This is a genomic window from Hymenobacter elongatus, assembly GCF_004745955.1.
Classification (GTDB): domain Bacteria; phylum Bacteroidota; class Bacteroidia; order Cytophagales; family Hymenobacteraceae; genus Hymenobacter; species Hymenobacter elongatus.
In genome coordinates this window covers 68,043-89,981 of record NZ_SRLD01000021.1, presented here as the reverse complement: position 1 = coordinate 89,981, position 21,939 = coordinate 68,043, and the positions used below count along the sequence as shown (strand labels likewise).

Annotated in this window: 15 protein-coding genes; 9 read left to right on the top strand and 6 right to left on the bottom strand. The window is 59.1% G+C overall.

All coding sequences use genetic code 11. The features are described from left to right. Positions 1-64: 64 nt before the first annotated feature. Complete coding sequence (locus E5J99_RS11985) at positions 65-1,210, bottom strand: mechanosensitive ion channel family protein (RefSeq protein WP_167852100.1); 1,146 nt, start codon at positions 1,208-1,210, stop codon at positions 65-67. Between the two features lie 77 nt (positions 1,211-1,287). Further along, positions 1,288-2,517 (bottom strand): Glu/Leu/Phe/Val dehydrogenase dimerization domain-containing protein, encoded by a 1,230-nt coding sequence (locus tag E5J99_RS11980; RefSeq protein WP_135498049.1) that lies wholly within the window; start codon positions 2,515-2,517, stop codon positions 1,288-1,290. Between the two features lie 234 nt (positions 2,518-2,751). Here E5J99_RS11980 and E5J99_RS11975 point away from each other — a divergent pair, with 234 nt between their 5' ends. Further along, positions 2,752-3,060, top strand: a complete 309-nt coding sequence (locus E5J99_RS11975) for an ArsR/SmtB family transcription factor (RefSeq protein WP_129922283.1) — start codon at positions 2,752-2,754, stop codon at positions 3,058-3,060. Positions 3,061-3,144: 84 nt separating this feature from the next. Here E5J99_RS11975 and hemA read toward each other — a convergent pair whose 3' ends face one another. Next, positions 3,145-4,416 (bottom strand): glutamyl-tRNA reductase, encoded by a 1,272-nt coding sequence (hemA, locus tag E5J99_RS11970; protein WP_135498048.1) that lies wholly within the window; start codon positions 4,414-4,416, stop codon positions 3,145-3,147. 361 nt (positions 4,417-4,777) lie between these two features. Between hemA and E5J99_RS11965 the strand changes: the two genes are divergently transcribed. After that, a complete protein-coding gene (locus tag E5J99_RS11965) occupies positions 4,778-5,986 on the top strand; it encodes an ATP-binding protein (RefSeq protein WP_135498047.1) in 1,209 nt (402 codons plus the stop codon). Positions 5,987-5,993: 7 nt separating this feature from the next. Here E5J99_RS11965 and E5J99_RS11960 read toward each other — a convergent pair whose 3' ends face one another. Next, positions 5,994-7,091, bottom strand: a complete 1,098-nt coding sequence (locus E5J99_RS11960; RefSeq protein WP_135498046.1) for a lipocalin family protein — start codon at positions 7,089-7,091, stop codon at positions 5,994-5,996. 510 nt (positions 7,092-7,601) lie between these two features. Here E5J99_RS11960 and E5J99_RS11955 point away from each other — a divergent pair. From E5J99_RS11955 to E5J99_RS11940, 4 genes are all read left to right on the top strand, one after another. Next, positions 7,602-9,365: an amino acid permease gene (locus E5J99_RS11955; RefSeq protein ID WP_135498045.1), complete on the top strand. Its 1,764-nt coding sequence runs from the start codon at positions 7,602-7,604 to the stop codon at positions 9,363-9,365. A gap of 697 nt (positions 9,366-10,062) precedes the next feature. Next, positions 10,063-14,037 (top strand): AAA domain-containing protein, encoded by a 3,975-nt coding sequence (locus E5J99_RS11950; RefSeq protein ID WP_167852099.1) that lies wholly within the window; start codon positions 10,063-10,065, stop codon positions 14,035-14,037. A gap of 44 nt (positions 14,038-14,081) precedes the next feature. Beyond that, positions 14,082-14,684: a hypothetical protein gene (locus E5J99_RS11945; RefSeq protein WP_135498043.1), complete on the top strand. Its 603-nt coding sequence runs from the start codon at positions 14,082-14,084 to the stop codon at positions 14,682-14,684. 149 nt (positions 14,685-14,833) lie between these two features. Beyond that, positions 14,834-15,814 (top strand): lipid A deacylase LpxR family protein, encoded by a 981-nt coding sequence (locus tag E5J99_RS11940; protein ID WP_135498042.1) that lies wholly within the window; start codon positions 14,834-14,836, stop codon positions 15,812-15,814. An 87-nt stretch (positions 15,815-15,901) separates the two neighbouring features. On the opposite strand, the gene E5J99_RS11935 is transcribed toward E5J99_RS11940, so the two are convergent. Further along, positions 15,902-16,864, bottom strand: a complete 963-nt coding sequence (locus E5J99_RS11935) for a DMT family transporter (protein ID WP_135498041.1) — start codon at positions 16,862-16,864, stop codon at positions 15,902-15,904. A 149-nt stretch (positions 16,865-17,013) separates the two neighbouring features. Further along, on the bottom strand, positions 17,014-18,003 hold the full coding sequence (gene dusB / locus E5J99_RS11930) for a tRNA dihydrouridine synthase DusB (RefSeq protein ID WP_135498040.1): 990 nt from the start codon (positions 18,001-18,003) through the stop codon (positions 17,014-17,016). A gap of 175 nt (positions 18,004-18,178) precedes the next feature. Here dusB and E5J99_RS11925 point away from each other — a divergent pair, with 175 nt between their 5' ends. The 3 genes from E5J99_RS11925 to E5J99_RS11915 all read left to right on the top strand — a co-directional run bounded on the left by E5J99_RS11925 (position 18,179) and on the right by E5J99_RS11915 (position 21,867). Next, positions 18,179-19,222, top strand: coding sequence for a CPBP family intramembrane glutamic endopeptidase (locus E5J99_RS11925; RefSeq protein ID WP_167852098.1), 1,044 nt, complete (start codon positions 18,179-18,181; stop codon positions 19,220-19,222). Positions 19,223-19,255: 33 nt separating this feature from the next. Beyond that, complete coding sequence (locus E5J99_RS11920) at positions 19,256-20,215, top strand: phosphatidate cytidylyltransferase (protein WP_135498038.1); 960 nt, start codon at positions 19,256-19,258, stop codon at positions 20,213-20,215. Between the two features lie 365 nt (positions 20,216-20,580). Continuing rightward, positions 20,581-21,867 carry a Glu/Leu/Phe/Val family dehydrogenase gene (locus tag E5J99_RS11915; RefSeq protein WP_135498037.1) on the top strand — a complete coding sequence of 429 codons (1,287 nt, stop codon included), beginning with the start codon at positions 20,581-20,583 and terminating at the stop codon, positions 21,865-21,867. Positions 21,868-21,939: the final 72 nt, after the last annotated feature.

The window sequence follows — 21,939 nt, the reverse complement described above, 5'->3', positions numbered from 1 at the left end:
AAAAAAAGCCCTGGCAACGAGTGTCAGGGCTTTTTTGTGCGCTTGAAAAGGCCGGGCTGGATTTCTACAGCACGTGTTGTTCCGGCGACTGTAAGCCCCGTAGCCGGTCGGGGTTGCTAAGCTGCACCAAGGTGGTGCCCGTGCTGGCAAAGACGCCGCCGTGCTTTTCCACCAGCTCTACTAAACGGTAGTTGAGTTCTTCCTTCACGTCCAGCCACTCGTCGTAATTAGTGGTTTCCACGAAGTACTGCACCGTTACTTCCTTGGCGGCCGGCGTCAGGGCTGCAAATTTGATCTGGATATCATCGGTGGTAAGCGGATACTCCTTGATAACCTGCTGAGCATCCTGTACAATGCCCCGGAGCTGCTTGCTGGTAGTGCTGTGGCTAAGGGCCAGGGTGAAGTTGACGCGGCGGGCCGTCCGCAGCGACAGGTTGTCCAAGGGCTTATCAATCATGGACTTGTTGGGCACCGTGACGTAGCTTTTCTCGGCTGTGCGCAGGCGCGTACTACGAAATCCGACCTTCTCGACGGTGCCCGTTACGCCGCCTACTTCCACCAGGTCGCCCACGGCGAAGGGCCGGTCGAGGAAGATGGTGAAGGAGGCAATCAGGTTTTCGAGGCTTTCTTTGGCCGCAAAAGCTACAGCCAGGCCCCCAATGCCCAGGCCCCCAATCAGGGCCGTGACGTTGACACCGAACACGCGGCTGAGCATGACCAGAAACGCAATAGTCAGCACCAGCACTTTCAGCAAATCCTTGGCGAAGGGAATCAGCTGGTCGTTGAGGCGGGAAGTGCTCATTTCGGCGCGTCGGCGGAAGATGAGCACTACGAAATCGACGAGGCGTAAAGCAATCCAGGCCACGCCCACGATAATGCCCAACTGATAGAGCCGAAATAAGGCTACCTGCGGCCAGGGGTCGTTATGGTTTAGCTCGGAGCTACGCACCGGGTAGTCGAGCACCTGAAAGGCCAGATATACCGTGGTCAGAAACACGACGATGGATACCGGCTGAATGAGCAGGGCCTGAAACTGGGCTTCGCTTACGCCCTCGGTGCGCTGCCGGATAAACCGGAACACGAGCTTGGAAAGCAGTTTGGAAAGCAGCGTTTTGAAGAGGTAGCCAAACAGCAGAATGCCCGCGCAGGTCAGGTACGCTCCCACATTATTGCCCAAAAAGCGCAGATTCAGAATTTCATGCAGGGTCATGTTTGTCGGTTTAGATAAAAGAACGTCATGTCTCCCGTTGTTCGACATGACGTTCTAAAGAAAACAACGACCCAGCCCTAGACTAGCTGCCGCAGCGCCATTTCGAATGACTTCTGGGCCACGCCCACTGGGCTGTCGCCTTGCTGGCGGGTGCGCTCCAGGGCCCGGCGAATGATGCGGGACGTGTCGCCGAAAATGGCTTGGTCGGTGATTTCGGCGTTGGTTTCCATCAAGTAGGCGAAGACCCGGGCCATGCCGCAGTTGGCAATAAAGTCGGGAATCACGCTCACATGCTGGTCGGCGTACTCGCCGGTGGGGCCGAAGAAGATTTCGGGGTCGGCGAAGGGCACGTTAGCCCCGCAGCTGATAACTTCCAGGCCGCCGGCTACCATTTTCTCGATCTGGCCGCGCGTGACGAGGCGCGAGGAGGCGGCCGGAATGAAGATTTCAGCCCCGGAAGCCCAGATTTGCTGGTCGATTTCTGCAAACGACAGCAGGTTATCGGCCGTTAGCATATTGCCTTTGCGGTCCAGAAAGAGCTGCCGGATTTCGGCCAGCGTAAAGCCCTCCGGCTTCAGCAGCCCGCCTGCCCGGTCGATGATGCCCGTGACGAGCGCGCCCTGCGTGGCCAGGTAGTAAGCGGCAGCGGCCCCCACGTTGCCCCAGCCCTGAATAATGGCCCGCTTGCCGCGCACGTCGTGGCCGCCCCACAGCTCGTAGTAATGCCGCACGGCTTCGGCCACGCCGTAGCCGGTAATCAAATCGGCAATGGTGTACTTACGGCTCAATTCGGGGGTAAAGGCCGCATCTTCGATAACCTTAATGACGCCTTGGCGCAACTGGCCGAGCTTCTGGATTTTCTGGGGCTCGGTGGCGCGGTAGTGGCCGTTCACGATGCCTTCCTGGGGATGCCACAGACCGTAATCTTCCGTAATGGGAATCACGTCGTGAATTTCATCCACGTTCAGGTCGCCGCCAGTACCATAGTAGCTTTTGAGCAGCGGAATCACGGCCCGATACCAGCGCTCCAGCACCCCGCGCTTCCGCGGGTCCTGGGGGTCGAAGTTGATACCGGACTTGGCTCCGCCAATGGCCGGACCCGACACGGTGAACTTCACCTCCATCGTTTTGGCCAGGCTTTCCACCTCACGCTTGTCCAAGCCTTTGCGCATGCGGGTGCCGCCGCCCGCCGCCCCGCCGCGCAGCGAGTTGATAACGACCCAGCCCTCTGCTTCGGTTTCGGCGTCTTTCCATTCAAAAACGATTTCGGGACGCTTATTCTCAAATTTGGCCAGCAGGTCTTTCATCACAAAAAGGTAAAGGAGGTGGGTGGGAAATAAGTGCGCAAAGATAAGCAGCCCTCCGCCAGGGTTTGGGTCTTTGCCCACCCGTAATAAAAAACGGTTTTTACTAAAATAAACGTCGGTAAAATCAAGTTTTATCGGCAAAATCCTCCCAAAACGGAACTCTTAAAGCTAGGAATATCGTATTACGCATATTCCTGCCCGACCCACCTGTAGGACCACCGTTGTAACCGTCCCATGAAACCATTACTCTCGCGCGTAGAATCCAAGAAAGTAGATAAGGCCGCCGCCATGCTTAAAGTATTGGCCCACCCCAAGCGCCTTGCCATTGTCGACTTGCTCGGCAAAGAGGATAAAATGACCGTAACGGAAATATATCGTTCGCTCGATTTGCCTCAAGCCATTGCCTCTCAGCATCTTATAACACTGAAAGATCGGGGTATTCTATCTTCGTTTAAAGTAGGAACCAAGATTTATTATTCACTCTCGATTCCTAAACTACTCGACGTAATTGACTCGCTCGAAGATTGCTGTGATTCGCTCTAATACCTGAGTGTGTTTGTCTGACGACAAAACAAAAAAAGGACCGCCCAACGACGGTCCTTTTTTTGTGCGCTTTACTGGTCACTCTTAAGCCGGTGTGGGTTGGTTTTCCAGGTCAAAAAGGTCGGTGAGTACTTCGATGAGCTGGTCGGCCTCGCCGCGCTTGCAGGCGGCTTTGAGCTGCAACACGGGCTGCTTCAAAATCTTTTGCATCAGCGACTTCGTGATTTCGTCGACCCGCTTCGCTTCCTCGGGGCTCATCTTTTTCTGGAAGCGGTCCATCTCCTCCTGCCGGATTTGCTCCAGCGCGTTTTTGAGTTTCTGAATGGTAGGCGACACCAGCATTTCCTTGGTCCAGTCGGAGAGGCCGGCGATGCTGTCGGCAATGATGGCTCGCACCTGCGGCACGGCTGCCAGGCGCTGCTCCAGCGCCGCCGAGGCCTTGCTCTGGATGGCGTCGATATTGTAGACCAGTACGCCCGGCACGTTTTCCACGTCGGCCCCGATGCTGCGGGGCACCGAGAGGTCAACGAAAAACTTGTAGCTGAGCACTTCCAGGCGCTCCACCATGTCGCGGGTGAAAAATGGAGTGTCGCGGGAAATGGAAGAAATAACGACGTCGGCTTCCTTCATGCCCTGCACCAGGTCCTCAAAATTGAGGATGGAGAGCTGACACTCGGCTGCCAGCGCCTCTGCTTTAGAGCGGGTGCGGTTGCAGAGTGTCACGTCGGTGAAAGCCTTGCTGTCGCTGAAGTGGCGGCATACATCGGCCCCGATTTCGCCCAGTCCCACTACCAATACCCGTGGGTTGGCAATGTCGGCCGTCAGCTCCTCAACCAGCTCCAGCGTGGCGTAGGAGGTGGAAGCGGCACCGTCGCGGAAGCGGGTTTCCTGCTGTACGCGCTTGTTGGTGAAGAAGATAGTATGCAGCAGCCGGTGCAGAAAAGGCCCCGCCGTATCCGCGTCGGCCGACCACTGGTAGGCCTGCTTCACCTGGTTGCTGATCTGCAGGTCGCCGACTACCTGGGCATCGAGGCCCATAGCGACTTCGAACAGGTGCTGTACCGAATCCTGGTAGGAATCAAGAATATCGAAATAAGGAAAGTACTCGGCCATATCAGCCAAACCTTTGAGCTGGCCCAGCGCCTCGATAATGGCGGGGCTTTGGTCGCGGTCGGCGGCGTAGTATATTTCCGTGCGGTTGCAGGTGCTGAGCACGAGCAGGTCGCTGAGACCCAACTCGTGGTGGAGGGCGTGCAAGAAGCGGCGGCAGGCAGCCTCGTCCAATGAAATCAACTCCCGGATTTCGAGAGGAGCTTTTTTGAACGACAGGCTGACCGCCTTAAATGGATGAAGCATAGCTGGGGCTACGGCGTATTGTAGAAGGCAAAATTACGGCGTAATTCGATAGTCTGAAAACAGTTGGCAGGCCCCGGAGGTTCGGCCAAAAGAAATACTAGTTTCGAAACCCGCCTGATGCGCCCCAAAGGGCATATCAGGAGCGTCGGAACACGTAAAAATCAAGCAACTATTTGCCGCTTGGCATGCGCGTATTGGGGAAGTGTTGAGCTTGGGTTGTTCCGTTATTCGGCCTGGGTCGGGCAAGTCGGTGCTCTAGCGGTCAGAACCCCGCCCGGAATCTGCCGTTAGGAGCGCACACGCGCCGGTGCGCCCGGTGGTGCTTACCTTCGCTAAGCGGGGACTTCTCCCACCACGGTTCATGGCTTTTTTCTCCTTTTCTCGGCAAGTGCTACCCATCTACGACCAAAAATCCCGCATCAAGCTAGGCATCCTGGCGGGCGCTATTCTGATTGCGGCGGCTACGGTGGTCTACACCAACATTCTGGTGAAGCGCCTCTCGGAGCGGGAGCAGCAGCAGATTGACCTCTATGCCAAGGCTCAGCGATTTATCATCAATTCGGAGGTAGATTCGAACACCAATTTCGTGTTCGAAGAAATCATCAATGCCAACACCACGATTCCCATCATTTTCACCGATGGAGATGCTAATATCTTGGGTACGCGCAATGTCGATATTCCCAAAAACGCGTCGGAAAAGACTTCAGTGGCTTTTTTGCACCGTCAAATTGCGGTCATGAAGCTCCAGCACCCGCCCATCGTGGTGGAGCTGGGCGCGGGCCTGCGCAACTACATTTACTACAAGGACTCGCAGCTGCTGACCCAGCTGCGCACCTACCCGCTGGTGCAGCTGGCCGTTATTGCCTGCCTGGGCGTCATGGCGTATTTCTCGTTCAGCTATTCGCGGCGGGCCGAGCAAAACCGCGTGTGGGTGGGCCTGGCCAAGGAAACTGCTCACCAGCTGGGCACACCGCTCAGCAGCCTGATGGCGTGGCACACGTATCTGAAGGACTCGGAGAAGTGGCAGAACGAGCCTATCGTGGACGAGCTGGGCAAGGACGTGCGGCGGCTGGAAATCATTACCGAGCGGTTCAGCAACATTGGCTCGGTGCCCGTGCTCAAGGATGAGAACATTCTGCAGGCCACCAAAAATGCCATTGCCTACCTCCAGAGCCGGGTGTCGAAGAAGGTGGTATTCGAAATCAAAACCGACCTGCCCACCGACACGCCCGCCCAGATCAACATTCCGCTATTTGACTGGGTGATTGAGAATATCTGCAAAAACGCCGTCGATGCCATGGATGGCAAAGGCCACATCACGCTGCACCTGCAGCGGGCGAAAGGCAAGCAGGTCATTGCCCTCGATATTACCGATACGGGCAAAGGCATCCCGAAAAGCAAGGTTGAAACGGTGTTTCTGCCCGGCTTCACGACCAAAAAGCGCGGCTGGGGCCTGGGGCTGGCCTTGGCGAAACGTATCATCGAAAACTACCACCAGGGCCGCTTGTACGTGCGTTGGTCGGAGGTGGGCAAGGGCACCACGTTTCGGGTGCTGCTGAAAGGGGAATAGACGGCCCTTACGGCTGGGCGGCTACGTCCTTCTTGGGCGTTTTAACCTCGCTCCGGTTGGTTATTTCCACGTAGCTATTGCCCGTCACGGGCTTGCCGTTGTGGGTGCCGGTTACCCGGCACATGCCCTCCCAGTAGTGCAGATTAATGGCTTTGAACAGGCGCAGACTCAGCTCCTGGTTGGGAATGACGGGCTCGATGAGCAAGTCGTAGCCCTGACTGGGGATGCGCAAGCGCCACTTGATGGGGTAGCGCTGCCGGGAGCGGGGGCTGACCCAATAGTCGAGGGCTTCGAGCTGGAAATCGGCGGCGGCAAGATGCGTATTCTGATTTTGGGCCGATAGGTGCGAGCCGCCCCCGATGCTCTCGCCGGTAAGCTTGTTGTGGAGCTGGTAGGCCATAATTTCCTCCCGGGGCTCGTCGAGCTGAATGCTGAGCCAGTCCCAGCCCGTGTCTTTGGCCATCACGGAGTTGCAGTTCCACTGGCGGTCATACCACAGCTCGCCTTCCACCTGCCGCACTTTACCACCTATTTCGAGCGTGCCAGCCGTGGCCAGGCGGGAGTAGCTGTAGTAGCCAGCTTTGGCCACGGGGCCATACTGCTCGTAGCCGGTGCCGCCGTGGAGCAAAATAGGCTTGGCGGGCGTGGTAATCAGGTTGATGGCGTGGCCGGCGTGGGCAGCCATGCGGGCCTGAAGGTGGTAGCTGCCTTCCTGCCCGGTCAGGGTCCATTGCTGCGCTTTTTTCTCTACCAGCAGGTTTAGCGGCAGAGTAGGGGCCAGCAGCTGGGGCAGCTTTTCGAGTTGGTAATCATAGCGGAATTGCTTCTGCTGCGGGTCGGTGATGGCAAAGTTGACCATTTGCCAGTCCTTTTTGCCGGTGGGGTTGAAATGAAAGAAAACGTACTCCACCCCGAACGTTTCGCCGGTAGCTTTATCTTTCAGGTGGCCCGTGAAGTACCACCACTCCAGAGAGTTGCGTACGTGCGGCGCTTCTTCCTGAGGAAGCTGAGCGCGCTCCTGAAATACATCATGCTTGTTGGTCGGTTTTAGGGCGCAGGCCGTCGTCAGGAAAAGCAGCAGGGAGGAGAGCAACAGGGTTTTCATACCCTGGAGAAAGGACTTTGGGGGGCAAAAGGTTTGCTGCCGTGGCTGCCACTGTTCTTTCGAATGGCGGTAAATCCTGTTGGCTGCCTCCTGGAGCACTGTTCTCCGCGTGCTTTTGCCGGTTCGGTTACGGATTACCCATGAATACGACGTATGGCAGTGAGGATGCTTCGATAAGCGTCGAAGAGCGTTAGTGGCGCAGGACTAGTCACAGGGCAGCCACAGAGCTTAGAGCAGATTTCAGGTTGGTGTACATGGCCGTTCAACGAGCCACCCGTCAGAAGCCTGTCCGGTGTCCCCTCTCCTTTTCGGAGAGGGGGGCAGAGGGTGAGGTGACCACCAGAACGGCCGTGTACACCAACCTGAAATTGGCTCTAGGAAGGCCTATTGCGCAGCTAAGTTGAGGACTCAAAGCCGCCTCACCACTGGTTTTATTACCTCTGCCTACGGCCTCGCCGCAATATTCTTTATCTTTTGGCCCCAATTCCTCTCGCTCCCTCTCTAACCCGAATGAGTTCTTTCTCCAGTCTGTTTCGCCGTAAGGACATCGGCGCTATTCTCCAAAACCCACCCGCCGACGCCGAACTGCACGCCCACGGCGGCTTAGAACGCAACCTTACCGTCCGGGACCTGACGGCCCTGGGTATTGCCGCCGTCATCGGGGCCGGTATCTTCAGCACCATCGGCAACGCCAGCCACGACGGCGGCCCGGCCGTGTCGCTGCTGTTCATCTTCACCGCCATTGCCTGCGCGTTTTCGGCCTTGTGCTACGCCCAGTTTGCGGCTACCATTCCCATCAGCGGCTCGGCCTATACCTACGCCTACGCTTCCTTCGGCGAGCTCACGGCCTGGATTATCGGCTGGGCCCTGATCATGGAATATGCCGTGGGCAACATCGTGGTGGCCATTTCTTGGTCCGATTACTTCACCGGGCTTATGGATGGCATCGGCCTGCACATTCCCATCTGGCTCACGATGGGCACCCAGAGTGCCTACAAGGGCTACAATGAAGTGCTGGCCCTGATGCAGGCCAACCAGCCGCTGGCCGACGTGGCCCCGGCCACGCTGGAAGCCTACAAGGCCTGGAATTTGGCTCCGGTGCTGTTCGGCAACTTTCGCCTGGTCTGCGACCTGCCCGCGTTTATGATTACGGTGCTCATCACGGCCGTGGTCTACGTGGGCATCAAGGAGTCCAAAACGGCTTCCAACCTGCTCGTGCTGCTCAAGCTGATTGTGGTGGCCGTGGTTATTGCGGTGGGCGTGTTTTATATCAATCCGGCCAACTGGAGCCCGTTTGCGCCCAACGGCGTGGCCGGCGTGCTCAAGGGCGTGTCGGCGGTATTCTTCGCCTACATCGGCTTCGACGCTATTTCGACCACCGCCGAGGAGTGCAAAAACCCCCAGCGCGACCTGCCCCGGGCCATGATCTACGCCCTGATTATCTGCACCGTGCTCTACGTCATCATCACCCTGGTGCTCACCGGCATGGTCTCGTACAAGGAGCTGGGCGTGGGCGACCCGCTGGCGTTTGTGTTCCAGAAAGTGGGTCTGCCCCAGCTGGCGGGCGTGGTGGCCGTGTCGGCCGTGTTTGCCATGACCTCGGTGCTGCTGGTGTTCCAGATCGGCCAGCCCCGTATCTGGATGAGCATGAGCCGCGACGGGCTGCTGCCCCCGATCTTCGGCAAGGTGCACCCCAAGTTTCACACGCCCTCGTTCAGTACCATCGTCACGGGCTTTTTCGTGGGCGTACCGGCGCTGTTTCTGAACATGGACCTCGTTATTGACCTGACCAGCATCGGAACCCTGTTTGCCTTCGCCCTGGTCTGCGGCGGCATTCTGGTGATTGATCCGCAGGGTACTTCCGAGGCCCGCTTCAAGGTTCCTTACATCAACGGCAAGTTCCTGGTGCCGCTTATCATGCTGATCGGCATCGGGCTGCTGTTTGCCTACAATCGTGAGGGCGTGAACGAAATGGGCCGCACCGTAACCGGCGCCGGGGGCTACGAGGCCTTCAAGCACTACATTCCGATGCTGGTATTCTTCGGCTTCTGCATCTACCTCAGCATCGCCTCCTTCCGCCGCAACCTGTCGTTGCTGCCCACGCTGGGGCTGCTCACCAACCTGTATCTGATGACCCAGCTGGGCGTGAACAACTGGCTGCTGTTTTTTGGCTGGCTGGTGATTGGGCTGGCGCTGTACTTCAATTACGGCTACAAGCACAGCAAGCTTAACGCCGGTCTCACGGCCAACAACCGGCCGCCAGTGATTCGGTAGACTAGGCCAGCGCCATATTGCCGCGACTGTCCAAGGCGTGACAATATGGCGCTTTAAGTGCTTGATATTAACCTATCTGATGTTATCAATAGAGCAGGAGCGGTTAGTGGCATTGCTGTCCTATACCAAAGAAAGTGTATGGCTACGGACGGTTCCTGTTGCTGATATAACCCGGCATTCTGGCTTTTGCGCATTGGCTGCTCAACTGCTTGGGCTACCTGGCATTCGGTTAAATTCTGCGGTTGTTGGGAGCGAGGATGATGCTGTATGGCTGCGAGTGGAGAGGCTTCGGGAGCAGCCGGCTCCGTCAATTTCCAACGAGCTCTTGGCCACGCTCACAGATCTTACCAACGACCCTGGTCGGCCACCACTGTTGCGGCAGGTAGTACCGGCTCATACCCTACAGCGACTTGGCTTACTGCCGGAAGGCGCTGCTGAAGAAGAGGGATATGATCCATTGGCTTCTGTAGATATAGATGCATTGTCTCAACTACCGGCTCTATCCGAGAGCCTGCGCCAGTATGTGCGTCAGTACTGGCAGCCGTGGGCACTGGAGGAAACCCAGCGTCGGCGTACCATAGCGTGGTACTCCAGTCTATATGCGTTGAAGCAGCAACTGGATGGCGGGCTGACAGAGGCACCACTGGAGTTGGTTTGGGGTGTGGGTATAGCTGTCTGGAAATTAGCTACTACCGATGTGCGTCATCCCTTACTCACACGACTGGTGGAGCTTACCTTGCACCCCAAGACTATGGCGCTGGAAATTCGGCCGCGCGACATGGTGAGCCGTCTGGAAGTGGATGTGTATGCGGCCCACGACGTAGCAGGCGTAGCGGCACTGGAGCAGAGTAGCCGCCCGCTGCTCGCCGAAAGCCCTTATCTGTCGCCCTTTGATCCTTCTACCTATCAAGCTGTCCTCAAGCTGGCTGCGGCCTTATTAGATGAAAAGGGCCATTATTTAGCCGCAGAAAGCGGTAGCCAGGCCCACTTGCTACCTACCGCCAGCTCCGGCCTTCAGATAGCTGATACCTGGGCTTTGTACGCCCGCCCGCGCAGCAACAATACGTTTTTGCAGGATCTGGAAGCTCTGCGCGAACAGGTGGAACAGCTGCCACAGGGCTTGCCGGCGGCCATAGCTGCAATGGTGCGCGAGCCCGCCGCCTACCATACTGACCGCCCGCTGCCGCCTTTTCGTGGGTTGTCGTTGGTAGACGGCAGTGATGATGCCAGCGGTACTACGCCGCAGGAGCTGTATTTTCCGTTGCCTTTCAACGAGCAGCAGGTGCGCATCGTGCAGATGCTGGAACACGCGCCGGGCGTGGTGGTACAGGGGCCGCCCGGCACCGGCAAAACCCACACCATAGCCAACATCATCTGCCACTACTTGGCTTTGGGGAGGCGGGTGCTGGTCACCTCCATGAAGGATCCTGCTCTGGCTGTGCTGCGCGATAAGCTGCCCGAATCGGTGCGGCCATTAGCTATCAGCCTGCTCACCAGTGAGCGGGAGGGGATGCAGCAATTCGACCATGCTATCGGGCGCATTGCCGAGGAAGTGCAGCGCCTCGACCCTGCCGTCACCGCTCGCACTATCGCCCGGCTTGCCACCCAATTGGATGGCTACCATGCCCGGCTGGCTCACATTGACCGGCTCACTGCTGAATGGGGACAGCAAAACCTGCAGCTGGTGGTGCTGGACGGCGAACAGCTCGAACCCCGGGACGTGGCGCAGGAAGTGGTGCAGCACGAAGCGTTGGCCGGTTGGTTACCGGATCTATTGGGAGTTAGTGCGGTGCATTGTCCGCATTTCGAAGAAGATGATATAGCAGCGTTGCGCGATGCTCGCCGTTTGCTCGGTTCCGATCTGTCGTATCGCCTCGCTCAATTGCCGACGGTGGATTCTCTGCCCGATTCCCAGCAGATGCTACTTACGCATCAGCAACTCAGTCGCTCCACGGAGCTACAGAAAGCCGTGGCTCTCGGCCAACTGCCGCTGCTGGCCGTACTGCCCAATGCGCCAGATCAGTTGCTAACAGCCCTAGCTGCGGTGATGATGGTGCGGGAGCAGCAGCAGAAAGTAGCCGGCTTATCGTGGGTTCAGAATCAGCCCGGCGTGGTGCTGGAAAAACACGCCGGCGCTTTGGTTGCCATGCTGGAGGAATTGGGCACCGAACTGCGAACCGCGCTGGCAGCCCGACAGCAGTTTTTGCGCCGGCCAGTGAGCATCCCTGCTGCTCTGGAACTGGATGCCGAGCTGGTTACGGCAATTGATACCCTGGGGCAAGGGCAGCGCCCCTTTGGAATGGCGGGCTGGTTTGGCAAAAGTGCGCAGAAGCAGCGATTGGCCGAAATCAGCGTGCTGGGGAGTATTCCGGCTACGGCTGCCGACTGGGGCTACGTGGCCGACTATCTGCGAGTAATACAGTTGCTGGGGGAGCTGGCCACGCGCTGGAATTCCCTGGCTCCGGAGCTCGGAATGCCGGCGCTGGTTTCGACATCGGCCCTGGCAGAGGCCACCGAGGCATATCAATTGTTCGAAGAATATGAACTGTTGCGTGCTACCAAACTAGCCGAAGCCGACTTGAATGACACGCTGCAAGCGCTGCTTCCAGACTGGCCTCCCGCTACTACGGCAGCTTGTCTGCCCGCTACACTAGCCGAAGCCGAGCGTCTGCTACTGCTCCACCAGGTTCGTATTCAGCTGGAAAGTGCCTGGGCGGTGCGCGAACTGTATCAGCAAGTAGTGCGCGATACTACTGGTCCCATTAGCAAGGCTATCCGGCAGTTTGTGGAAAACGACCTTGGCAATCCTGTACTAGCTGACGCTGATGTGCAGGTCCGGTGGGCCGCGCTGACGCAGGAATTGCGCCGCGTACAGGCACTTCAATGGGCGCTGACTACAGTAACCACCGTGACGGAGCATATAGTCGCCTCGGGGGCACCAGTATGGGCCGACCGATTGCAGCAGGAACCTGTCTCCGGGCTCACGGATGAACTGCTGCCCCATGACTGGTGCTTCCGGTGGCGGCTGCGGCGGCTGGTGGGGCACCTGGAAACCCTGGATCACCGGGCTGAACTCAAGCGTCTGGCTGCTGACCGCCTAGAGGTTGAAGCTTGCTTAGCCCGCACATACCAGGAAATCATTAACCAGAAGACGTGGCTGCAGTTAGCCCTTAATGCTACCCCCAATGTGCGCAGTGCGCTACAGGCCTACCGCAATGCCATTGTTAGTATTGGGAAAGCGAAGGGCAAAAGTGCAAGCCAGTACCAGCACTTTGCCCGGCAGGCCGCGCTAGTGGCCAACGCCGCCATTCCGTGCTGGATCATGCCCCACTACCGGGTATCCGAATCATTACCGGCCGAATTGGGGGCCTTTGATCTGGTGATTGTGGATGAGGCATCTCAATCGAATCTACTGGCGCTACCAGCCCTGCTTCGGGCCCGAAAAATGCTCATCGTGGGCGATGACAAGCAAGTGGGCCCGGGCCGCAGTGGCCTTACCCTAGAGAAGGAAAATGATCTGATGAGCCGCTTTCTGGGCTCGCAGCCCGCCCTATACCGGCCCCAGCTTTCGCCCAGCCACTCCATCTATCAGTTATTTCAGGTAGTCTTTTCCGATTCCACTATTCCCTTACAAGAACATTTTCGATGCGCAGGACCAATTATTGAATACTCAAAAAGGGAATTTTATGACCACAGTCTGAAACCCCTGCGTTTGCCTAAATCCTCTGAGCGGCTGGACCCGCCGCTGGTGGATGTACTGGTGGCGGATGGAGCTCGGCAGGGTGACGTGAACCCGGCCGAAGCCCGCTTTATCGTCGAAGAAATTCGGAAGCTAACGGCCGACCCGGCCATGGCCAGCCGCACCATTGGGGTGGTTTCGTTGCTGGCAGATAAGCAGGCGAAGCTGATCTGGGAAATGCTGGAAAAGGAAATTGGGCTGGAAACCATGTTGCGCCACCAGTTGGCCTGCGGCAACGCGCACACGTTTCAAGGCAAGGAGCGGGATATTATGTTTCTGTCGATGGTAGTGTCGGCTGGGCAGGCTACTGCGCTGGCCCAAACGGAGGACCGACGCAGGTTCAACGTGGCTGCCTCGCGGGCCCGCAATCGGATGTATCTGGTTCGTAGTATAGAGCCAGAAGAACTGAGTGCCGCAGACCAGCTGCGGCGGGGACTGCTGGCCCATTTTATTTCCCCTTATCTGCAGGATGACCAGCGGGTCAGCAACCTGCGGGAGTTGTGCGAGTCACCGTTTGAGCAGGAGGTGTATGACATGCTTACAGAGCGTGGCTACCGCGTGCAGCCCCAGGTGCGCGTAGGCCACTACCGGATTGATCTGGTGGTGGAGGGCGAAAACGATCAGCGACTGGCTGTGGAGTGCGACGGCGACCGGTATCACGGCCCCGACCGCTGGATGGATGATCTACGGCGGCAACGGGTACTGGAACGGGCCGGCTGGCAATTCTGGCGGTGTTTTGCCTCCGCCTGGGTGCGGTGGCGGGAAGCCTCGACACAGGACTTATTAGAGACGCTGGCCCAGCACGGCATTCAGCCCGTAAGCACTATAATCTTGCCAAGCCGCCACACGGAAAGCCGCCGATACGTGGCGTTTCCAGTAACAGAAAGTATTGCGCAGCTTGCTATAGATACTAGCGATGCCGGCTTGGAGTAAGCCCAGGATACTTTAAGACTCAACTTGCAATAGGGATTGAGAGTATGCTGCCACCCGGCGAAACGCTGTTTACCACCTTCCGCCTGGCCGGTTCGGTGCCGGCGCGGGCTTTTCGGGCGCTGCACCGGCAGCGGCAGGAGGCCCAGGAAACGGCCCGGCAGCTGACCGACGCGGCCGCGTACCAGGCCGCGCTGCGCCGCGCCGAGAAGGTTTTCTTCGCCGGCTTCGACGCTTTGCTGGATGCGGCCAGCGTGGGCCCCACGTTTCTGGAGAAGGAGAAGATAGCCGAAGTTGTGGCCGGGGAGCTGATGCTGCTGGAAGAGCTGGGGTTTCGGGTGCTGGGCTTCGCGCTGCTGCCCAACCACGTACACGCCGTGCTGCACCTGCCGGCCGGGAGCGGCGTTTCGCTCTACAAATCCCTGCAGCTGCTGCACCAGCGCACGGCCGCCCAAAGCCGCCGCTTGCTGCGCACCACTCTGCCGCCGGAGGCCGACTTCTGGCAAACCGGCAGCTACGACTACGCCGTAGATGACCCCGCCGAGCTGCTTCGCCTCATCGACTACGTGCGCCACAACGCGGAACGGGCCGGCAAGCAGGGCCGTTGGCTGGACTGGCCGTACTGCTACGTGCGCCCGGCGTATGCGTGATTTTCAGGCCGTTATTCCACTAGAGCCCGTCATTCCGAGCGAAGTCGAGGAATCTCGCGTGCTGACGCTGGAGTGGTAACTCAACGAAGCGAGCGAGATTCCTCGGCAAGCTCGGAATGACGTTCGTTTTTTCTGTTCGCTAGCCTTTTATGATGCGTTTCCTCCTTTTACTTCCGGTGCTGCTAGCAATGACGACCACGGCGGCCCGGGCGCAGTCGGAGCCCGACAGCCTCACCAGCCCTGACCGGCTCATCCAGTACACCTTCGCCAACGACGCCTTCTTCCGCACCGACTACTACTTCACCCAGGGCATGACGCTGAACGTGGTGCTGCCGGTTTTGCGCCGGTCACCCGTCAACAGGATCCTGCTGCCCGGTCCGGCCGGGGCCGTACGGCACCACGGCGTGAAGCTCTACTACGACGGCTTCACGCCCCTGCGCATTCAGGACGACACCATCCGCCGCGGCGACCGGCCCTACGCCTCCTACCTCTACGCCGCGTTCTACCGGGTGGCCACCAATCAGGAAAAGCACCAGCGCCTCACGTCCGGCCTCAACCTCGGCTTCATCGGCCCGGCCGCCGGGGCCAAGGGCTTTCAGACTGCCGTCCACCGCCTGCTTGACGCGCCCACGCCCCGGGGCTGGGATTTTCAGATCCGCCACGACCTGGTGCTGGGCTACACTGTGGGCTACGAAAAGCAGCTGCTGGCCGCCGGCCGCGCCGCCGAGCTGATCGTTAGTACTCAGGCCTCTTTGGGCACGTTGAACACATTTGGCGCGGCCGGGCTGCTGCTGCGGGTGGGCCGGATGAATCCGTATTTCAGCAACCTGGGCGTGGCCGTTGGGCCAAATCGGAACCTGGGGCAGAAAATTCAGTTCTACGCCACGGGGCAGGTCGAAGGCCGGCTGGTGGGCTACAACGCCGCTATGCAGGGCGGCTTATTCAATCGTTCGAGCCCGTACACGCTGCCGGCCCGCCAGATTTCGCGCACCGTAGGCCAGGCGACTACCAGTCTGGTGGCCGCCTACGGCGGGGTGAGCTTCCGCACCTCCGCCGTCTGGATTACACCGGAGTTCGAAGGCGGCCGCCACCACGCCTGGGTGCAGTTCGGGCTGGGGGTGGCGTGGTAACGCGAAGTTTCACTTCGCGAGACGGCCGCGCCATCAGAACGATAGTCGACCTAACGCCTCGCGAAGTGAAACTTCGCGTTACCATCTTTACTTCGCCCGGTGAATGATGGCTACGCTGATCAGGATGATGACCATGCCCAGCAGGTGCCAGACGTTAAAAGCCTCGCCGTCGAGTACCCCCCAGGCCAGGGCCATAATGGGTACCAGGTAAGTGTTGGAAGCCGCGAACAGCGCCGTCGACTGCTGAATGAGCTTGTTGAACAGCACCATGGCTACCGCCGTGCTCATGGTGGCCAGCAGGGCAATGTAGCCAAAGGCTTTCCAGGCCCCCGGCACCGTGGCCAGCTTGTGCAGAAACTCGGTGCCCAGCAGCAGATACGCCAGGGCCGGGCCGCCGATAAACAGCAGCAGCAGGCCCGTAACGGCGAGCGGCGGAATGCCGTGCAAATGGTTTTTAATCACGTTCACGCTGATGCCGTAGCCCACCGTGGCCAGCACGATGTAGAGGCCGTACCAGGCGTTGCCCTCGCCGCTGGGCGTGGCCGCACCCCCGCTGCCGCCGAGCAGCATCAGCACCACCGTGCCCACCAGCCCTAGCGCGATGCCCGCTACCCGCAGCGGGGTGAGCTTCTGCCCGAAGAAAAAGGCGCCCACCACCAGCGTAAACACGGCCGTCAGAGCGTTGAGCACACCGGCCAGGCCCGAGGCCAGCTTGGTTTCGGCGTAGGCAAACAGGAACGCCGGCAGCAGCGTACCTACCACGCCGGCCAGCACCAGCCACTTGATGCGGGGCCGCTCCAGCCGGGGCAGGTGGCGCACGGCAAAAGGCAGCAGGATCAGCGCGGCCACCGTGACCCGGGCGGCGCCCAGCTCCATGGCCGAAAATACCACCAGCCCTTTTTTCATCAGAATAAACGAGGTGCCCCAGATGGTGGCCAGCGTGATGAGCAGCACCCAGGCCGAGGCCGGCGTGCGGTGCGGCGGGGCCAAGGCTACCGGAGTAGCCGTCGGGGCGGTGGCAATGGCCGGCGCGGTAGGAGTGGGGGGCATTGGGGTGGGAGCAACTAAGAAAAGAACGTCATGCTGAGCGAAGTCGAAGCATCTCGCGTGGCGTCGTTGGACTACTAATCGGACGTCAGCACGCGAGATGCTTCGACTTCGCTCAGCATGACAGCCGCGAGAAAAAAAATTAGGAGAAACTACCCCACCAGCACCGGCTCGGCGGCGGTGATTTCCTCCAGAATGGCCTGCACCTCGTCGACCGAGCCGGTTTCGACCAGGCGCATGCGCCACTGCTTGGCGCCTTCGAGGCCGCGGAAATAGTGGGCGTAGTGGCGGCGCATCTCGAAGATGCCGGCCCGCTCGCCCTTCCACTCGATGCTCTTCTCGAAGTGCATCCGGCACATGGCCACCCGCTCCTCCACCGTGGGCGGGGCCAGCAGCTCGCCGGTAGCCACGAAGTGCTTGATTTCGCGGAAGATCCAGGGGTAGCCGATGCTGGCGCGCCCCACCATGATGCCATCCACGCCGTAGCGGTTCTTGTACTCCAGCGCCTTCTGGGGCGAGTCGATGTCGCCGTTGCCGAAAATCGGGATTTTGATGCGCGGGTTTTCCTTGATCTTGGCCATCAGCCGCCAGTCGGCGCCGCCCTTGTACATCTGCACCCGGGTGCGGCCGTGGATGGTAAGGGCCTCGATGCCCACGTCTTGCAGCCGCTCGGCCACTTCCTCCACGTTCAGGGTGTTTTCGTCCCAGCCCAGGCGGGTTTTCACCGTTACGGGCAGGTGGGTGTTCTGCACCACGGCGCGGGTCATTTCCACCATCTTCGGAATGTCGCGCAGCAGGGCGGCCCCGGCGCCGCGGCAGGCCACCTGCTTCACGGGGCAGCCGTAGTTGATGTCAATCAGGTCGGGGCCGGCCAGGGTGCTGATGCGGGCGCACTCGCCCATCGTTTCCACGTCGGAGCCGAAGAGCTGGATGCCGATGGGCCGCTCGTAGTCGAACACGTCGAGCTTCTTACGGCTCTTGGCTGCGTCCCGAATCAGGCCTTCCGAGGAAATAAACTCGGTGTACATCAAATCGGCGCCGTTGGCCTTGCACACGGCCCGGAACGGCGGGTCCGACACATCCTCCATCGGAGCAAGCAGCAGGGGAAAGTCAGGCAGGGCAATGTCGCGGATGTATACCACAGGGAAGGCTATTACAGGAATTTGCGCAAATTTACGACAGATAGCGGTGCCTTGTACTCAAGTAGTAGGCCTTGGCCCCTTATCCTTGGTCTCCTGCTTCCTGCGGGGGCAGCAGCCGGATCAACAAATGTGGGTTTCTAAGCACCAAGCACCCCCTACTAAGCACCAAGTCCCTATGAAAGGTTTCGTGTCCAGCCGTTTGCACCCGTTTTGGAACCTGCTGCTGCTGCTTGGCATCGCACTGGCTACGTTTTGCATAGCGGGGTTTTTCGCAACGGTTTTCAGCAATCTGTTCTTCGGCATTGGCCTGCGGGAACTGGGCAACGTCACCCAAAACCCCCAGGGCTACCCCAACGGCTGGGGCGTGCTGATGCTCACCCAAGGCCTCACGCTGTTTATTATGCTGGCTGGGGCTGCGCTGGCGCTGGCCTCTCTCACAGGCCACTCGTGGCGCGAATACTTTACTCCGCGCGGCCCCGTCTCGGCGGTTTGGCTGCTGGCGGCGGCAGCAGTAGTGGTGTTGAGTCTGCCACTAATGTCTACGCTGATTGAGTGGAATGCCAATGTGCATCTGCCTGATGCCCTGAGCGGATTCGAACAATGGGCGCGGGCCAAAGAAGAAGAGTTGAAGGGCGTAACCGCTTTTCTGACCCGTCTGAATTCTCCGCTCCGGCTGGCTGTGGCCCTAGTGGTTATCGGCGTGGTGCCGGCTGTCAGTGAGGAGCTGTTTTTTCGGAGCGTTATTCAGCGCAATCTGGTCAACTGGTTTTCGCGGCACGTAGGCATCGTGTTGGCAGCCGCTATTTTTAGCGCCATTCACATGCAGTTCCTGGGCTTTGTGCCGCGCTTCGTGCTGGGTCTCGTGCTGGGCTACCTCTATGAGTGGAGCGGCAACATCTTGGTGCCGATGATGGCCCATTTCACCCAGAATGCTACCCAGTTGCTTCTGCTCTACGTGCAGCAGCAGGAGTGGAACACTTCCAATTTCAACCCCGACTCCACCGAAAGCATGCCCTGGTACTTGGTGCTGCTCTCAGTGCTCTTCACCGGGGGCATTCTGTATTTCCTCTACCAGCGCAGCCAGAACCGGGAGCCGGCCGAGATGCACACGCTCAGCAGCGGCGGCGTGGCCGTAGCCACTCCCGAAACCGTGCCCACCGAAGCCCGTACGCTGGGCAGCGCCGGCCTGCGGGCCGATGCGCTACCGCCGCGCGCCTAGTCTTACTTCCCCGCCTCCGAATTCCGCCGTCCTTTGTCAGAGCCCACCACCCCGCCGGCCGCCGCCGCTCCCGCCGAAGGCAAGAAGCCCATGTCCAACCTGGCGCAGCGCGTCATCTTCGGCGTCATTGGCGCGGCCCTGCTGCTGGGTAGTGTGTGGTACAGTGCCTGGTCATTTGCGCTGTTCTTTGCCACCGTGCAGGCCAAAATGCTGCATGAGTTTTACCGCATGATGCAGAAAGCCGGTTACAAGCCGGCGGCTATTCTGGGTATTAGCCTGAGCTTGGTGCTTTTTGCCTGTATTCACCTGATGCATGGTGTTGACCATTATAGTGGCAGTCCTCCTACCAGTACCATATACCCTTCTATGGCTGGGAGTGAGTGGTTCGTAGCAATGTTGGCGGCCCAAAAGACATTGACTGTATTCGTGTTGCTGCTACCCGTTATTCTGATTCTGCGGGAGATGTATGCCTGGCCCCGGGAAAACAAAGAACCTTCTCCTTTCTCCAATGTCGGAGTGGCAATGCTGGGGCTGTTCTATGTGAGCTTGCCCATGAGCCTACTTTCTGTGGTTGCCTTCACGGAAACCGGCTACGACTACCGCCGCATCTTCGCCCTGCTCTTCCTGGTCTGGTCGTCCGATATCGGGGCCTACGCCGCTGGCAAAACCTTCGGCAAGCACAAGCTGGCCCCCAGCATTTCGCCCGGCAAAACCTGGGAAGGCGCTATCGGCGGCTTCCTGCTCACGCTGGCTATGGGCTGGGCGCTGGGCTATCTGCTGCCCGAACTGCCGCTCACCTACCGCCTCGTAGCCGCTGGCACCGTCGGTATCTTCGGCCCCCTCGGCGACCTGGCCGAATCCATGCTCAAGCGCAGCGTGGGCGTGAAGGACTCCGGCAGCATCATGCCCGGCCACGGCGGCCTGCTCGACCGGTTCGACGCCTTCCTGTTTATGCTGCCCGTGCTGGCCTTGTTGCAGCTGTTGTTTGCCTGAGCCACAGTGTAGCACTACGGTTCCTCACTGTGCTGTCTTATTCCTGGCAGCCAGTAAGGCCCAAAAATTAGCAGCAGTCGCAGCGTTGCCGTGTGTGTTAGGCCCAGGCCTTGCCTCCACTTAGCGAATTCTCACACCTAAACTGCTCGCTGGAATCTGCAAAGCGCACCTGGTGCGCCGAAACGGGTTGGCGCTCAGGTAGTAGCCAGGCGAGCCTTCCTCAGCAACGCTCCACCTTACCGGGCTTTCCTGCGTATGGCATAATCTACTACCTTTGGCCCCTCAATTGAGGCGACGGGTTCCGGCTTCCCACCGCAGCGCCCGTCATTATTACTTTCCCACCCATCTCAACTCCCTCTTCCCGTATGGCTGCCACCACGGTATACAAAGAGCCGGCCCCAATCGTGGACCGTGAAAATCCCCTCGAATCGATGATGTCGCGCTTCAATATCGCGGCTGAAATTCTGGGGCTCGACGATTCAACGTATAACGTCCTTAAAGCGCCCGACAAGCAGGTTATCGTCAGCATTCCGGTGACGATGGACAACGGCACGGTACGCGTTTTTGAAGGCTACCGCGTGGTGCATAACACCATTCTGGGCCCCTCGAAAGGCGGTATCCGCTACGATATGAACGTGCACATCGACGAAGTAAAGGCCCTGGCGGCCTGGATGACGTGGAAGTGCGCCGTGGTAGACATCCCGTACGGCGGTGCCAAAGGCGGCATTATCTGCGACCCCACCGCCATGAGCGCCGGCGAGCTGGAGCGCATGACCCGCGGCTACACCCTGGCCATGAAGGACGTGTTTGGCCCCGACCGCGACATTCCGGCCCCCGATATGGGTACCGGCCCCCGCGAAATGGCTTGGCTGATGGACGAATTCTCCAAAACTGTGGGGGCTACCTCGCCCGCCGTCGTTACGGGCAAACCGCTGGTGATGGGTGGCTCGCTGGGCCGCACCGAGGCTACCGGCCGTGGCGTGATGGTATCGGCGCTGGCGGCTATGGCCAAGCTGAACATGAAGCCCGAGGAGTCGTCGGCCGTGGTACAGGGCTTTGGCAACGTAGGCTCCTGGGCCGCGAAGCTGCTGTCGGAGAAAGGCGTGAAAATCAAAGGCGTATCCGATATCAGCGGGGCCTACTGGAATGACAATGGCATCAACATCGACGAAGCCATTGCCTACAAAAATGTGCACCAAGGCCGTCTCGAAGGCTTCACGGGTGCCAGCATCATGAACGCCGACGACCTGCTGCTCGCCGACGTGGACGTGCTGGTGCCGGCCGCTGTGGAAGATGTTATTACGGAGCACAATGCTCATAACATCAAAGCCAAGCTGATTGTGGAAGGTGCCAATGGCCCGACTTCCGCCTCCGCCGACCCTATCATCAATGAGAAGGGCATCATGGTGGTGCCCGATATCCTGGCTAACTCGGGTGGCGTCACCGTATCCTACTTCGAGTGGGTGCAGAACCGCTTGGGCTACAAATGGAGCGAAGACATGGTAATTGAGCGCGCCGAGCGCATCATGACCGATGCTTTCGAGAAGGTGTATGCCACTTCACAGAAATATAATGTACCCATGCGCATCGCGGCTTACGTAGTAGCTATCGACAAAGTAGCCCAAACCTATAAGTTCCGCGGCGGTTTCTAAGTCTTGTAGCTGCCCGTCAAGGCCTTGGCTGGCTTTGGCACTTGTTCCGAACTTTACGGCCCACCTAACCAC

What these genes read in the sequence shown, in the direction of transcription:
- E5J99_RS11985 (WP_167852100.1), bottom strand. Translation starts at nt 1,210, where the DNA reads ATGACCCTGCATGAAATTCTGAATCTGCGCTTTTTGGGCAATAATGTG.
- E5J99_RS11980 (WP_135498049.1), bottom strand. Translation starts at nt 2,517, where the DNA reads ATGAAAGACCTGCTGGCCAAATTTGAGAATAAGCGTCCCGAAATCGTT.
- E5J99_RS11975 (WP_129922283.1), top strand. Translation starts at nt 2,752, where the DNA reads ATGAAACCATTACTCTCGCGCGTAGAATCCAAGAAAGTAGATAAGGCC.
- hemA (WP_135498048.1), bottom strand. Translation starts at nt 4,416, where the DNA reads ATGCTTCATCCATTTAAGGCGGTCAGCCTGTCGTTCAAAAAAGCTCCT.
- E5J99_RS11965 (WP_135498047.1), top strand. Translation starts at nt 4,778, where the DNA reads ATGGCTTTTTTCTCCTTTTCTCGGCAAGTGCTACCCATCTACGACCAA.
- E5J99_RS11960 (WP_135498046.1), bottom strand. Translation starts at nt 7,091, where the DNA reads ATGAAAACCCTGTTGCTCTCCTCCCTGCTGCTTTTCCTGACGACGGCC.
- E5J99_RS11955 (WP_135498045.1), top strand. Translation starts at nt 7,602, where the DNA reads ATGAGTTCTTTCTCCAGTCTGTTTCGCCGTAAGGACATCGGCGCTATT.
- E5J99_RS11945 (WP_135498043.1), top strand. Translation starts at nt 14,082, where the DNA reads ATGCTGCCACCCGGCGAAACGCTGTTTACCACCTTCCGCCTGGCCGGT.
- E5J99_RS11940 (WP_135498042.1), top strand. Translation starts at nt 14,834, where the DNA reads ATGATGCGTTTCCTCCTTTTACTTCCGGTGCTGCTAGCAATGACGACC.
- E5J99_RS11935 (WP_135498041.1), bottom strand. Translation starts at nt 16,864, where the DNA reads ATGCCCCCCACTCCTACCGCGCCGGCCATTGCCACCGCCCCGACGGCT.
- E5J99_RS11925 (WP_167852098.1), top strand. Translation starts at nt 18,179, where the DNA reads ATGAAAGGTTTCGTGTCCAGCCGTTTGCACCCGTTTTGGAACCTGCTG.
- E5J99_RS11915 (WP_135498037.1), top strand. Translation starts at nt 20,581, where the DNA reads ATGGCTGCCACCACGGTATACAAAGAGCCGGCCCCAATCGTGGACCGT.